The organism is Alistipes sp. CHKCI003 (assembly GCF_900021155.1).
GTDB lineage: Bacteria > Bacteroidota > Bacteroidia > Bacteroidales > Rikenellaceae > Alistipes > Alistipes excrementavium.
In genome coordinates, this window is record NZ_FCNT01000075.1 from 1 (window position 1) to 14,177 (window position 14,177).

Here is a 14,177-nt window from a genome sequence, read left to right on the forward strand (position 1 = left end):
GGCAACCGCCCCGCCCGACCGGACATCCGCCGCCGCAACCCGCGAAGAGGCCGACACCCTCGACATCACCACTTGGGAATACCTCTGCCGCTACCGCGACAGCACGGGCGGCGGCATTTCACATCCCGATACGCTTTGCATCTCCGTTGCGGGCATCCGGCTCCACACGCTCGAAAGCGTACCCGCACTCGGCCGGTCCGGACGCTACGCGCCGGACACGACCATCCTCCAGCGGGCCGAGCGCAACCGGCGTCTCTACGACAGCATCGCCGCCAAAACGAGCCGCCGGGCCGTGCCGCGCCTGCTCTACAAGATGCTTTTCGTCCGCCCCGTACTCGACACGACGGACAACGGGCGCGTGCTCGACGAAGACCGCCTCTTCGAGCCCTATGCAGGCAAGACCATCGGCGAAATCGCCATTGCACGCGAACAGGTCTTCTCGCCCGACGGCAACTGGTTCGAACGCACGGGCAACAACGTCCACGTGCTCACGCGCGACCGCGTGATCCGCCGCGACCTCCTGTTCCGTCCGGGCGACAAGGTAGACCCGCAGATTCTGGTGCGCAACAAACAATTGCTCCGCTCGCGCGCCTACATCTCCGACGCCGAACTGGAAATAGTGCCCGATCCGCTGGACACGGCGATCGTCAACATCGTGGTCCACACCCGCGACAGCTGGACCATCAGTGCCGACGCCGGATTCCACAGCGAGGGCCGCACCATGTTCTCGGTGTACGACGCCAACATCCTCGGCACGGGCAACAAACTGAGCGTCAAGACCCACTTCGACCGCAACGACTTCGGCTACGGAGGCAACATCGTGGAATACGAAATTCCGAACCTCTTGGGGACCTTCTACACGGCCGCCTTCTCCGCGGGGCGCGATTTCTACAATTCGGAGCTCAAGCTCGGCCTCGGCAAAGAGTTCATCAAACCCACGGACTACGAAGTGGGCGCATCCTACGAAGAGGTGAAGGAGAAGTACTACCTCGTCGACCGCGACACCTCGGAGCTGGGCAAAATCCACGCGGTCGACATTTGGGGCGGCCGCTCGAAATACATCGCACCGATCCGTTCGAGCGTCTACGTTACGGGCCGTTACAGCCGGGCCCATTTCAGTCTGCGGCCCCAAGTCGGTCCGGAGTACAACCCCGCCTTCCACAATACGGACAACCTGCTGTTCGGCGTCGGCCTCTACCGCGAAAAATTCTATTCCGCCAATCTCGTCTACGGATACGGTACGCGCGAATACCTCGCCACGGGTTACAACGCCGAGCTGGTCGGCGGCTACTCGTGGGGCGAGTTCGACGAGCTGATGTACCTCGGCGCAGGGCTCAAGGCCGGCAGCTTCAGACCTTTGGGCTATGTGATGGGCGGCATCTCCTTCGGCAGCTACATCGACCTGAGCACCGGAGCATGGCGGCGCAGCGCCGTGGACATCGACCTGAGGTGGTTCTCGAACCTCTTCGTTTTCCGCCGCAACCGCATCCGCCAGTTCCTCTCGCTCAACTACACACAGGGTTGGAACCGCTACTCCGGAAGCGAGGAGGTGCTGCGTTTCACGCGCGAAAACGGGCTCCGCTCGCTGCGCGAAGACGTTACGGGCATCAACCGTGCAGTGCTCAACACCGAAACCGTCTTCTTCACCCCCTACCAGCCCCTCGGCTTCCGGATCGCTCTCTTCGGATTCGCCGATTTCGGTCTGCTGGGCTACCATGCCAACCCCTTCCGGAACGAATTCTTCGCGTCGTTCGGCATCGGCATGCGGATCAAGAACGAACGACTGATTTTCAACGCCATACAACTCGAACTCGGCTTTGCGGTCGGAAAACGGGGCTGGCTCGACAGCCGCTATGTGCGCGTCTCGAATCAGACCCGCATGGAGCAGTACCGCTATCTGCCGACCCGCCCCGAGATCGTCGGGTTCCGTTGAAAACGGCTTTCCACCCAACACCGCTGCTGCGGATCGCTTCGAGAGACTGTGCGGCCGCACAACTTCGTCCGGCGGGTCCGCCGCCGCAGGCTCTCCGGGCTCCGACAACATTTTCCGATAAAAAATCCGAATCGTATCATTTATGGATATACCCTTTGCAATTCGCGGAACTCTGTATATATTTGTATAATAATTAGGACATTCGCCGGAACAGTCAGGCACGATCGGCATCGGTACGGATCGATTTCACAGTATTTTAACGGGTTCGATTTGCAAGCCTCGCTGTCAACCGGTAATTTCGACGGACGGAACACGACGTATAACACACTTTTTACTAATAAATTACCCATGGAAAAATTCACCAAGCAAGGGGGGGGGAATAACGGTTATTCCGCTCCCGCGATCGAGGCCCTCGCAGTCTCGACGGAAAAAGGATTCGCAGCCAGCACGGGCGATCTGCCCATCACGGATTGGGGCACCGGAGAGGTAGACTGGTGGAGCAGCGAAGAGTAAACGGAGTATCGGACCTGAAAATCGTACATGAAAATGAAAAAATCGTTCATCGTGATGGGTCTGATGCTCGCCGCATCAGCCCTCACCAACTGCTCGAAAGACGACACGGCCGCCACGGATGCGTCCGATCTCCGGCAAGGATTCACGCTCCGCGCCGAGTACACGCCCATCGCATCCGACACGCGCACCACGCTCGATCCCGCGACGGGCAAAGTCGCATGGGACGCCGAGGACGAACTGCTCGTATTCTGCCGCGAAACGGGTACCGAACCCGCTTCATGGGAGCAGTACAAGTTCACGACGACAGAGGAGGCAGCCGCTCAGGGCATCTTTACCTGCCCCGACATCGCAATCGACCCTGCCAAGTCCTATGACTGGTATATCATGAGCCCGTACAGCAGCTACGTCAAAAATCCGCTCGGAGAATCGAACAGCGGAACATTCCAGATCGGCAACCAGACGCAGGACAATGCGGCTCCCACGGCCCATCTGACCAACGCAGATCTCATGACGGGTGTCATAACCGGCGTGGCGGGCGACCGGCAGCCCGTCGTAACGCTCGCACACCGAGCGACTCTGATGAAGTTCACCATCGTCAATAAGGAGACCGAAGCCATCACACCGGCAACGGTCGAGTTCGAGGCTCCCTCGAACGTTCTCGTCGGCGGCCGCTTCGCAGTAGATTTCGCAACCGGCGTCCTGACGGCAGACACTAAATGGACTTCGACCAAACTGACAATTGAAAACGCCCCTGCCATCGAACCGAACGGCACCTACGACATCTATATGATGATGCCGCCTTTCACGCTCGCCAGCGGCGACAAATTCAACATCACCGTAACGACGGACAAAGGCATCAGCGAACAATCCCGCACCATGATCCAAGAGGTGAAGTTCGAAGCCGGCAAGATGAACACCGCAACGATCGACGTTACGTTGCCGAAACCGGAAGAAGCTTCCTACACGCTTCTCACCGATATTTCGGAACTGACCGTCGGCAGCAAAATCATCATCGCCAATCTCGAAGCGGGCAAGGCTCTCGGCGCGCAGAGAAGCAACAACCGAGAAGGGGCGGCCGTTACCATCTCCGGAGGAAACCTCATCGAAAATCCTGCTGCTACGGTCAGTGTGCTGACCGTGGGCCAAGGTACGACCAACACCGGCTATTTCACGCTGAACGACGGCGACGGATATCTCTATGCGGCCGGCAGTTCAAAAAATTATCTGAAGATAGAAAATAAAGTAACTGTCAATTCCGAATGGGAGATCACGATCGCAGCCGATGGGATCGCCACCATCAAAGCGACAGGCAGCAACAACCGTAATTGGATGCGTTTCAACTCGGACAGCGATTTGTTCTCCTGCTACAGGAGTGGTCAGAAAGACGTCTATATCTTCAAGAAAAACTGAACTTCGGGCGGCGGTTCCGGAGAGGACGGCACTGAGGAGCCGCCCTTTCCGGACCCCGATCCCAACCCGGGAAGCGAAGCCGTATTCGGAAAATCGTGGGCCGAACTGCCGGCCGAAGCAGTGAAAGCGGGCGACTATTACTACGCCTACCACATGCGGGCCGATGCGGGCACGATCCGTAATTTCACCGTCTGTTACAGCAAGCAGAGAGGATGCCCCGTCTGGGTCGCCGCACCCATGCACAACTGCTACAAAGGCAGTTCGGGACGCAACGAATCCTACAAGCAGGATCCCGCGCTCGAAGCGCTCGGTTGCACGCAAATCGGCAAACGAAGCGGCTACACACGAGGCCACCTGCTCGGTTCGAGCGACCGCACCGTGAGTGCAGCCACCAACAAACAGGTATTCTATTATTCGAACATCGGACCGCAGCTCTCCGACGGCTTCAACACCGGAGGAGGTGCTTGGAACAACCTCGAAAGCCTCGTAGACGGTCAGTGGTGCGCCGATACGCTCTATCAGGTGATCGGCTGCCATTGGGCGAACGACGAGAAGGTGTCGAGCGGAACGGTGATTCCGACCCATTATTACAAAGTCCTGCTGCGGACCAAAACGGGCCGGACGGGCAAGGCGGTCGCCGACTGCCGGGCCGACGAACTCAAATGCGCAGCCTTTCTGCTGGAACACAAGGCACAGCCGGGGCTTAAACCGAATGCCTCGATGCTGATCGCAGTGAGCGAACTGGAACGCATGACGGGAATCACCTATTTCCCCAACGTGCCGAATGCTCCGAAAAACACCTGCGATCCCTCGGACTGGGGATTGTGATCCGGCGGATCGTACGAATCCGGAAAATCGTCCGCCCACTTACCCGAATGAAGATGGGGCTGTTTAACAAAGGTTCTTTTTCCCTCCGAGAATTGCGTATTCGGAAAATTCTCGAATAGCAGTACGAATAAAAAAGGGGCGTCTAAAACGTATTAGACAGCCCCTTTTTCGTAACAATAGGTCCATGCGCGCCCCTCCAAAAAACGAAAAACAGAGAAACGCAGCCGTTTGCACGACATGCGCCCTCCGTCCGAACCGGAAGCCTGTCGACTGCCCGGGTCCCGAACAGCGCCGCCGACAAGCCCTTCGCATGCAGGATCCGCAAGGTCTGCCAATAACCCCGTCGAAGAGTTCGGATCATCCCGCCGAATCACCGGATTTCCGCATACCCCCAGAGTTAGGCCCGATCCCGTAACGAAACACGGTCTCGACCGCCCCACCCCCGCAAAGCCAGAAATAATCCCGCAACAAAGCAAACTATTCCGGCCGTCCCCGCAAGGCCAGAGATGCGATGCGCCGCGATGCAAAACGACATGGAAAGGCAGTCCGACAAATCCGTGTCAACGATTTCGCCCCTGCCAGAATTTGTTCCGACAGGGGCGATTTGCCATATTCGAGACTCGTTGGCGGTCTCACCGTTCGTTCGGATGCAACACGTCTGCGAACGACTACTCCTCGTCGCGGTACATGTGCTCCACGTAAATGGCGTGCTGCAGGGCCTCGCGCTTCGCTACCGAAGGCTTGGTGAAGTACTGACGGCGGCGAAGCTCCTTCAGTACGCCCGTACGCTCGTATTTACGTTTGAATTTCTTCAGGGCGCGTTCGATGTTTTCGCCCTCCTTAACCGGCATGATAATCATACTATTCTGCTTTTAATTGTTTTCGATTCAAATCAGTCTGTCTATCGGGCGCCCTCCCCGTCCGGGAAAGGAGTCGCCGTATCGTTCTCAAGAGTGCCGCATGTGCCGAAACGAAGATAGGGAGTCAGTCTCGCTGCCTCCTCCGCGGTCAATATGTGATCTTCAACCAGCTCTCCGACGTTCGTCCAGCCCCCTTTCAATTGTCTTTGTTTAAGTAATTTCCTCAATACGCGCGGCGGCATGTAAGGATGTCCGGCCAGCGTATTCGGAGCCGCAAAGTTAATATCAATTTTTCGAATTTCACAACTATCGCACACAATTTGTTTCAAAATCTTCTCGTAGTTGCTCTCCGTAACCTGCGGAATCTCGGCCAGCTGTTCCACGCGGTAGAATCCGCCGAGCCGCTCGCGGTAGCGCAGAATGGCCCCTACGCTCTTCTCTCCGATGCCGTAGACGCTGCGCAACTCGGCCGAATCGGCCCGGTTCAGCTCGACGGGCCTCCGCATCGGATCGGGCCGCTCGGCGAACCGCACATAGGGCGCCAGCGCCCGAGCCACCGAATCGGAGATCACATAACATTCGCTCAGCTCCTCCATGTCGCGGATGCCGTGCAGGTCGCGCCAGCGGACGAATGCCTCGGCCTGACGTTTGGACAGAGCGCCGATCGCCCGCAGATAGAACGCCGAGACGGTATCCACCAGAAACGGCTCCGGCGCCAGCAACGGACGCACCACCCGCTCGCGCCGGTACTCGCGGGGTGCGATAGCATACTTGCGTCCTATATGGATATAAGGCGCCAGCCGCAGGTAGAGCGAATCCGTGAAGCCGTAACACGTGGCCACGTCCTCCGGTATGCGGAACACCTTGCCCGCGGCACGGTATTTCAGCAGGCTGACGGCCTCGTATTTCGAGAGGCCCAGCCTCCGCAGCTCTTCGTAGCCGACCGTGTTGGGGTCGAAGCGGAACAGTTCGATCGTATCCGCGCGCTCCTCCAGCTCCGCCGTCAGCGCTCCGGCCGCCTCCGGCGAGGGCTTCGGCCGGAGCAACAGGACGCCTAACACGAGCAGGCCGGCCAGCGGCAGAAACAGAACGAGACCGCGGATTTCGCGGTCGGAAAACAGAGGTGTCATCCCGAAAACAGTTTTTACAAAGATAATGCACGACAACCGTCCGTGCAATCTTTTTTACACGGAACATGCCGCAATGCCCATCCTCCGGTCGGACGGAGTACATCTTGCGATTATTTTACCTATTTTTGCAGCTTCGAAAAACATTGCGATCAAACACACACCCGACATATGAACACATTCCCCTTCAGGCCCAAACTGTTCGAGACCCTGAAAAACTACTCGCGCGCGGATTTCGCCGCCGATCTCATGGCCGGCATCATCGTCGGCATCGTCGCCCTGCCGCTGGCCATCGCCTTCGGCATCGCCTCGGGCGTCTCGCCCGAGAAGGGTATCATCACGGCCGTGATCGCCGGATTCGTCGTCTCGCTGCTGGGCGGCAGCCGCGTGCAGATCGGCGGCCCCACGGGCGCCTTCATCGTCATCGTCTACGGCATCATCCAGCAGTACGGCGAAACGGGTCTGCTGGTCGCCACGCTCATGGCGGGCGGACTGCTCGTCGCAATGGGCGCCTTCCGGCTGGGCACGGTCATCAAGTTCATCCCCTACCCGATCATCGTCGGATTCACGGCCGGAATCGCCGTTACGATCTTCACCACGCAGATCGCCGATCTCTTCGGGCTCGACTTCGGCGGCGAAACCGTCCCGGGAGACTTCATCGGCAAATGGGCGCTCTACTTCCGCCACTTCGGCACTCTCGGGCTCTGGAACACGGCCGTGGGCGTCGTCAGTATCCTCATCATCGTCCTCACGCCCAAGCTGATGCGCCGCATCCCGGGATCGCTCGCGGCCATCGTCTCGATGACCCTCGCCGTCTGGCTGCTCCGCACCTACGCCGGCGTCGAAGGCATCGACACCATCGGCGACCGCTTCACCATCCGTGCCGAGCTGCCGGCAGCGAGCCTGCCGCAGATCGACTGGGAGGCCGTGCGGAGCCTCTTCCCCGCGGCGTTCACGATCGCCGTCCTCGGTGCCATCGAATCGCTGCTCTCGGCCACCGTGGCCGACGGTGTGGTGGGCGACCGCCACGACTCGAACACGGAGCTCATCGCGCAGGGTGCCGCCAACCTCCTCACGCCGCTCTTCGGCGGCATTCCGGCCACGGGAGCCATCGCCCGCACCATGACCAACATCAACAACGGCGGCCGCACGCCCGTGGCGGGCATCGTCCATGCCGTCGTACTCCTGCTCATTCTGCTTCTGCTGATGCCGCTGGCGCAGTACATCCCGATGGCGTGCCTCGCAGGCGTACTGGTCGTCGTATCGTACAACATGAGCGGCTGGCGCACCTTCAAAGCGCTGCTGCGCAATCCGCGGGCCGACGTCGTGGTGCTGCTGCTGACCTTCTTCCTCACGATCGTATTCGACCTCACGATCGCCATCGAGGTCGGGCTGCTCATCGCCTGCGTCCTCTTCCTCAAGCGCGTCATGGAGACCACCGAAATCTCCGTGATCCGCGACGAGCTGGACCCCGCGGCCGGTCTCGACGTCCGCCTGAGCGAGGAACACCTCGCCGTGCCCAAGGGCGTCGAGGTCTACGAAATCAACGGTCCCTACTTCTTCGGCATCGCCACCAAATTCGAAGAGCTGATGGCCCGCATGGGCGACCGTCCGCGCGTGCGCATCATCCGCATGCGGCGCGTGCCGTTCATCGACTCCACGGGGCTCCACAACCTCCGGACCCTGTGCGTAATGTCGCAGCGCGAAAAGATCACGGTCGTGCTCTCGGGCGTGAACGACAAGGTCCGCGCAACGCTGGAGCACGACGGCATGGACGCTCTGCTCGGCCCGGAGAACATCTGCCCCGACATCCATGCGGCGCTCGCACGGGCCGGTGCGCTCGTCGGAACCGGGAAATAAACGGCCGGTCCGCCTGCTGCGCTCCCGCTCCGACCCGGTGCTCCGGCGCCCGGCTCACCGGCAGTCAGTCCGCCACACGTTCCGCCCGGGGATACTCCGCCGCGCAGCACGACGGCAGGGAAGCTGCAAGACGACCGAAGCACCGCCCCCCTCCCGGCTCCGATCGGGGACCGCCCCGAACGACAGAACCACAGGGACAACGCACGAGCGGTGCGGCGCTTTTCGGCGCCGCACCGCTCGCATCGTTTTCCTTGGGCAATACCGTCAGCGCAAAAAGCATCCCCGCCGACAAGCCGGGCTACTGAACGTGCCACTCCCGAACCGCCCCTTCCCGACACCGCATCGCCGTGCCGTCAGCGCAGGAAAAGCAGCTCGCGGTACTTGGGCAGTGGCCACATCTGGTCGTCCACGATCTCTTCGAGTTTGTCGATGCGACGGCGTATCTCGTCGAAGCACGATGCCACGGTGTCGTGGTAGACGATCGCCCGCTCGCGCGCATCGTCGATCCGGTTGGCCCGTTTGCGGGCCTCGATCATCCCGATCACGAGCCGCTGCATCTCGGCCGCATGATCCTGTATGCGCCTGATGAGCGCGATGTCGGGCCCCGTGTTCAGTCCGCCGCCGATCTGCTTCATCTTGTAGACCTTGTCGAGCAGTATCGCCTCGTATTTCGACGCGATGGGCACGATGTGGTTCATCGTCAGGTCGCCCAGCACGCGCCCCTCGATCTGTATCTTCTTCGTATAGGTCTCACGCTTCACCTCGGCCCGCGCCTCCAGCTCCACCTTCGACAGTACGCCCGTCTCTTCGAAAATCCGGATCGTCGCGGGATCGAGCAGCCGGTCGAAGACACGGGGTGTCGAAGTCTCGCAGTCGAGGCCGCGGCGCGCCGCCTCGGCCTTCCACTCCTCCGAATAGCCGTTGCCGTCGAAGCGGATCGGACGGGAAGCGCGGATCATCGTCTTCAGCACCTCGTAGACGGCCCGCTCCTTCTCCCGACCCGCCGCGATCTTCGCGTCCACGGCCTTGCGGAACTCCGTGAGCTCGGCCGCTACGGCCGCGTTGAGCGCGATCAGCGCTTCGGCGCAGTTGTCTGACGACCCCACGGCACGAAACTCGAAACGGTTGCCCGTGAAGGCGAAGGGCGACGTGCGGTTGCGGTCGGTGTTGTCGATCATCAGCGTCGGAATGTGCGAAATGCCGTTCATCCGGAAAAGGCTCTTGGCGTCGAAGCTGATCTCCCCCTCCTCGTCGCCGGCTTCGAGCCTGTCGAGCACGGCCGAGATCTGCGACCCCAGAAAGACCGAAACGATCGCAGGCGGCGCCTCGTTCGCCCCCAGACGGTGCGCATTGCCGGCGCTCATGATCGCGGCCTTCAGCAGACCGTTGTGTTTCCAAACCGCCGAGACGACATTCACCAGAAAGGTGATGAATCGCAGATTCTCCGCAGCCGTCCGCCCCGGTGCGAGCAAGTTCGCTCCCGTGTCCGTCCCGAGCGACCAATTGCAATGCTTGCCCGAACCGTTGATCCCTTTGAAGGGTTTCTCGTGCAGCAGCACGCGGAAGCGGTGGCGGCGGGCGATCCGATCCATCACACTCATCAGCAGTTGGTTGTGATCGTTGGCGAGATTTGCCTCCTCGTAGACCGGAGCCAACTCGAACTGATTGGGAGCCACTTCGTTGTGGCGTGTCTTGACGGGAATGCCCAGTTTGAGGCACTCGTACTCCAGATCCTTCATGAAGGCGATCACCCGCGCGGGAATCGCCCCGAAATAGTGGTCTTCCAACTGTTGGTTTTTGGCCGACTCGTGGCCCATCAGCGTGCGTCCCGTGAGCATCAGATCGGGCCGCACGGCCCACAGGCTCTCGTCCACGAGGAAATACTCCTGCTCCCACCCCAAATAGCAAAACACGCGCGACACGTTCCGGTCGAAATAGCGGCACACCTCCGCCGCAGCCTTGTCCACGGCGGTCAGTGAGCGCAGCAGCGGCGTCTTGTAGTCGAGCGCCTCGCCCGTATAGGCGATGAAGACCGTCGGGATGCAGAGCGTCGTATCGACGATGAACGCAGGCGACGCAGGGTCCCAAGCCGAATAGCCGCGGGACTCTAACGTATTGCGGATGCCGCCGCTCGGAAACGACGACGCATCGGGCTCCTGCTGCACAAGCAGCTTGCCTGCAAACTCCTCCAGCACGCCGCCCTCGCCGTCGGGTTCGGCAAAGGCGTCGTGCTTCTCGGCCGTGCCGCCCGTGAGGGGCTGGAACCAGTGTGTGTAATGGTCCGCACCGTGCTCCAGCGCCCACTGGCGCATGCCTGCCGCCACGCCGTCGGCCAGCTCGCGCGTCAGGGGCGCACGGGTCTGCATCGTGTCGAGCAGCGCCTCGTACGTCTTCCGGTCGAGATATTTGCGCATCGCCTCGCGGCCGAATACCTTGCTTCCGAAATAATCCGACGGACGTCCGTCGGGCACTTCAGGCTCGACGGCCGTGTGGCCGATCGCCGCATCGACCATGTTGAATCTGAGTAATGACATGAATTAAGGAATCTTTATCTGTTTAACCCAACCGCAGCCGAACGAAAGTGCACGGATGCCGCAGGACGCACTCCCGCACATCGCACGATCGTTCGACCGAGCACCTAACCTACCCCTATTTCGGTCGAACGGGTCGAACCCGGTCCGATCTATTCGACCGACCCGATCGAATCCATTCAGCCCGATCCGCCCGACATGTCCGAATCGCAGCGATCCGGCAACCTAACCTAACTTGCACGATCCTATCCGACCCGGCCGCTCCATCAGACGCGCCCGGCCCTCACCCGACCGCCCCCGAGCCGATGGAAAATCCCCATGCAAAACTCTCCGCTACAACGCCCGGGAACCGGCAGGCTCCGCCGCCTACGTGCAGCCGCACACGGCCACGAATCCGACCCTCCTGCCGAATCCGGGACCCGAAAAGCCGGGAGCGGAGCACAAAACCGAACCCGGCGGCACGCTCCGCCGATTCAGCGGCAGAAACGCCGCGATGCACCGCCCGCTATTTGACCAGACGAATCAGATAGGGCGTATCCTCCGTCTGTTCGCCGTCGAGATAGAGGCTCTTCCGCACCGCCGGCCTCTCCTCGGGCCCCGCGACATAACAGTCGAACGCTACCTCGTTCCGCGTACCGTCTCCCCAGTCGATCGTGAAAGTCTGTCTGTGGTGCTGATCTGCGGGCGAAAAGAGCCCGAAAGCGAGCACGTAGCGGTCCGCCTCCTCGTCGTACCCGTGCCGGAGTGCGAGACCACCGCGCTCCATGGCGCGGCTATCGTCCGCCGGCACATACACTTCGCCTCTGTAATAGACACGGATGTCGTTGCCGAGCACATTCTCTTCCACGGCGGGATCGAGCAGATCGCGGCCCGCGGCGTCCGTTACGGCGAACACCATATTATAATTCCAGAAATCCCAGACTATATCGCCGCCCTCCTCGTCCTTCGTGCAGGCCGAAAAAAGCAATATACCCAGAAACATCGTCCCTAAAAGTCTCTTCATCGCAAATCCGTATTTTGGTATCCGTACAATCCCACGGTTACAAAGATAGCGGTTCGCGGCATAAAATGCAAGGAATCGGACACCGAATGATCGGGTCCGAAGCGCAAAAATCGCCGCCCGGTCCGAGGCCGAAAGGGCCGAAAACTTCCACACTGTCATTTTAACGTCGATTTCTTGTTATTATTCGGTATTTATTTACTACCTTTACATGCAATTTCGAAGCACACTTTATATACTAATCTCAATATAGTTATGGCAAATACCAAACGTGAAAAGCTGTTCACCGAGTTCCCGCCCGTCCCGACGGAGAAATGGGAAGAGGTGATTACGGCCGACCTGAAAGGTGCTGACTACGAGCGCAAACTGGTATGGAAGACGGGCGAGGGATTCAACGTGCGCCCCTACTACCGCGCCGAGAACCTCGAGGGTATCCGCTTCATGGGCTCCCGGGCAGGGGAGTTCCCGTTCGTCCGCGGTACGCACGCGCACAACCGCTGGCACGTGCATCAGACCGTGAAGGTCGAGTGCCCGAAAGCGGCCAACGAAGAGGCGCTCAAACTCCTCAATGCCGGCGTCGACTCGCTCGGCTTCTGCATCGCCGCTGAGTCGTTCTCGGCAGCCGATCTGGACGAACTGCTCCGCGAGATCCGCATTCCGGCCGTAGAACTCGTCTTCTCGGGCAACCGTATGGCCGACGTGGCCGAGCTCGTACTGGCCAAACTCGAAAAAGAGGGCGTCGCCAAGGAAGAAGCGCACGTCTCGTTCTGCATCGACCCGCTCGTGAAGGGGCTCACCCAGAAGGGCACCTTCTGCTCGCCCAACGGCGAAAAGTGCTTCGGACGCATCGCCGACCTGATCCGCAGGACCGCCGGCTATAAACACATCCGCGTGGTAACCGTCTCGGGGCACATCTTCAGCAACGCCGGTTCGACGATCGTCGAAGAGCTCGCCTTCGCCCTCGCCGCCGGCCACGACTACCTCGTGCGTCTTCAGGACGCGGGACTGACCGTCGACGAAGCGGCCCGCAAGCTCCGCTTCTCGCTGAATATCACCTCCAACTATTTCATGGAGATGGCCAAGATCCGCGCCGCGCGCCTGCTGTGGGCCAACATCGTGAAAGGCTACAACCCTGCGAAGGAGTGCGCCGGCAAGATGTTCCTCCATGCCGTTACCTCGACGTGGAACCAGACCGTCTACGACCCCTATGTGAACATGCTCCGCGGCACGACCGAGGCCATGTCGGCGTCGATCGCCGGCGTGCATTCGCTGGAGGTTACTCCGTTCGACCGTTCGTTCGAGGATCCCGGCGAATTCTCGAAGCGCATCGCACGCAACGTCCAATTGCTGCTGAAACACGAAGCGCATTTCGATCAGGTGGTAGATCCCGCCGGCGGTTCGTACTACATCGAAAACCTCACGCAGTCGATCGCCGCCGAGGCATGGAAGCTCTTCCTCGAAATCGAGGAGAAGGGCGGCTATACCGAGGCCTACGAATCGGGCTTCATCACGGAGCGCGTGAAGGCGTCGGCCGCCGCCAAGGACAAGGCGATCGCCACGCGCCGGCAGATTCTGCTCGGCGCCAACCAATATCCCAACTTCAACGAAACCGCCGGCAGTGAAATCACCCGAGCCGTCGTCGAACGCCCCGCAGCCGAAGGCAACACGCTGGCACCCTACCGCGGCGCCATGGCTTTCGAAGAGATGCGTCTGCACGTCGACCGCAGCGGCAAGGCCCCCAAAGCCTTCATGCTCACCTGCGGCAGCCTCGCCATGGCCCGCGCCCGCGCCCAGTTCTCGTGCAACTTCTTCGCCTGCGCCGGCATCAAGGTGATGGACAACACGTTCTTCAAGTCGATCGAAGAGGGTGTCGAGGCCGCTCTGGCCTCCAAGGCCGAAATCGTGGTGGTCTGCGCGAGCGACGACGACTACGCCGAAGCCGCCCCCAAAGTGAAGGAACTGCTCGCCGGACGTGCGATCCTCGTGGTGGCCGGCGCTCCGGCCTGCACGCCCGAGCTGGAAGCTCAGGGCATCATGAACTTCATCAACGTGAAGTCCAACGTGCTCGAAACCCTCAAGTATTACCTCAAAGAGTTGGGCATCTAAAAGCGAAGA

The 14,177-nt window shown here is 60.5% G+C and carries 10 protein-coding genes; 6 read left to right on the forward strand and 4 right to left on the reverse strand.

Annotation, left to right across the window (positions count from 1 at the left end; all coding sequences use genetic code 11):
• Nucleotides 1-154: 154 nt before the first annotated feature.
• The 4 genes from BN3659_RS13180 (at nucleotide 155) to BN3659_RS09640 (ending at nucleotide 4,684) form a co-directional block, all read left to right on the forward strand.
• Nucleotides 155-1,933: a BamA/TamA family outer membrane protein gene (locus tag BN3659_RS13180; protein WP_253181075.1), complete on the forward strand. Its 1,779-nt coding sequence runs from the start codon at nucleotides 155-157 to the stop codon at nucleotides 1,931-1,933.
• Between the two features lie 348 nt (nucleotides 1,934-2,281).
• Complete coding sequence (locus tag BN3659_RS13185; RefSeq protein ID WP_171847745.1) at nucleotides 2,282-2,446, forward strand: hypothetical protein; 165 nt, start codon at nucleotides 2,282-2,284, stop codon at nucleotides 2,444-2,446.
• Nucleotides 2,447-2,479: 33 nt separating this feature from the next.
• Entirely contained in the window at nucleotides 2,480-3,856 is a 1,377-nt protein-coding gene (locus BN3659_RS09635; protein WP_141682552.1) for a fimbrillin family protein, read from the forward strand.
• A gap of 120 nt (nucleotides 3,857-3,976) precedes the next feature.
• Nucleotides 3,977-4,684, forward strand: coding sequence for a DNA/RNA non-specific endonuclease (locus BN3659_RS09640; RefSeq protein ID WP_091536546.1), 708 nt, complete (start codon nucleotides 3,977-3,979; stop codon nucleotides 4,682-4,684).
• Nucleotides 4,685-5,352: 668 nt separating this feature from the next.
• Here the strand turns inward: BN3659_RS09640 and rpsU are convergent.
• Nucleotides 5,353-5,544, reverse strand: coding sequence for a 30S ribosomal protein S21 (gene rpsU, locus BN3659_RS09645; protein WP_091536547.1), 192 nt, complete (start codon nucleotides 5,542-5,544; stop codon nucleotides 5,353-5,355).
• Between the two features lie 41 nt (nucleotides 5,545-5,585).
• Nucleotides 5,586-6,674: a helix-hairpin-helix domain-containing protein gene (locus BN3659_RS09650; RefSeq protein WP_091536549.1), complete on the reverse strand. Its 1,089-nt coding sequence runs from the start codon at nucleotides 6,672-6,674 to the stop codon at nucleotides 5,586-5,588.
• Nucleotides 6,675-6,842: 168 nt separating this feature from the next.
• Here BN3659_RS09650 and BN3659_RS09655 point away from each other — a divergent pair, with 168 nt between their 5' ends.
• Nucleotides 6,843-8,531 (forward strand): SulP family inorganic anion transporter, encoded by a 1,689-nt coding sequence (locus BN3659_RS09655; RefSeq protein ID WP_091536550.1) that lies wholly within the window; start codon nucleotides 6,843-6,845, stop codon nucleotides 8,529-8,531.
• A gap of 353 nt (nucleotides 8,532-8,884) precedes the next feature.
• Here BN3659_RS09655 and BN3659_RS09660 read toward each other — a convergent pair whose 3' ends face one another.
• Nucleotides 8,885-11,065: a glutamine synthetase III family protein gene (locus BN3659_RS09660; RefSeq protein WP_171847746.1), complete on the reverse strand. Its 2,181-nt coding sequence runs from the start codon at nucleotides 11,063-11,065 to the stop codon at nucleotides 8,885-8,887.
• A gap of 502 nt (nucleotides 11,066-11,567) precedes the next feature.
• Nucleotides 11,568-12,065 (reverse strand): hypothetical protein, encoded by a 498-nt coding sequence (locus BN3659_RS09665; protein WP_141682553.1) that lies wholly within the window; start codon nucleotides 12,063-12,065, stop codon nucleotides 11,568-11,570.
• A 252-nt stretch (nucleotides 12,066-12,317) separates the two neighbouring features.
• Between BN3659_RS09665 and BN3659_RS09670 the strand changes: the two genes are divergently transcribed.
• Nucleotides 12,318-14,168, forward strand: a complete 1,851-nt coding sequence (locus BN3659_RS09670; protein ID WP_091536555.1) for a methylmalonyl-CoA mutase family protein — start codon at nucleotides 12,318-12,320, stop codon at nucleotides 14,166-14,168.
• The last annotated feature ends 9 nt before the right edge of the window (nucleotides 14,169-14,177 follow it).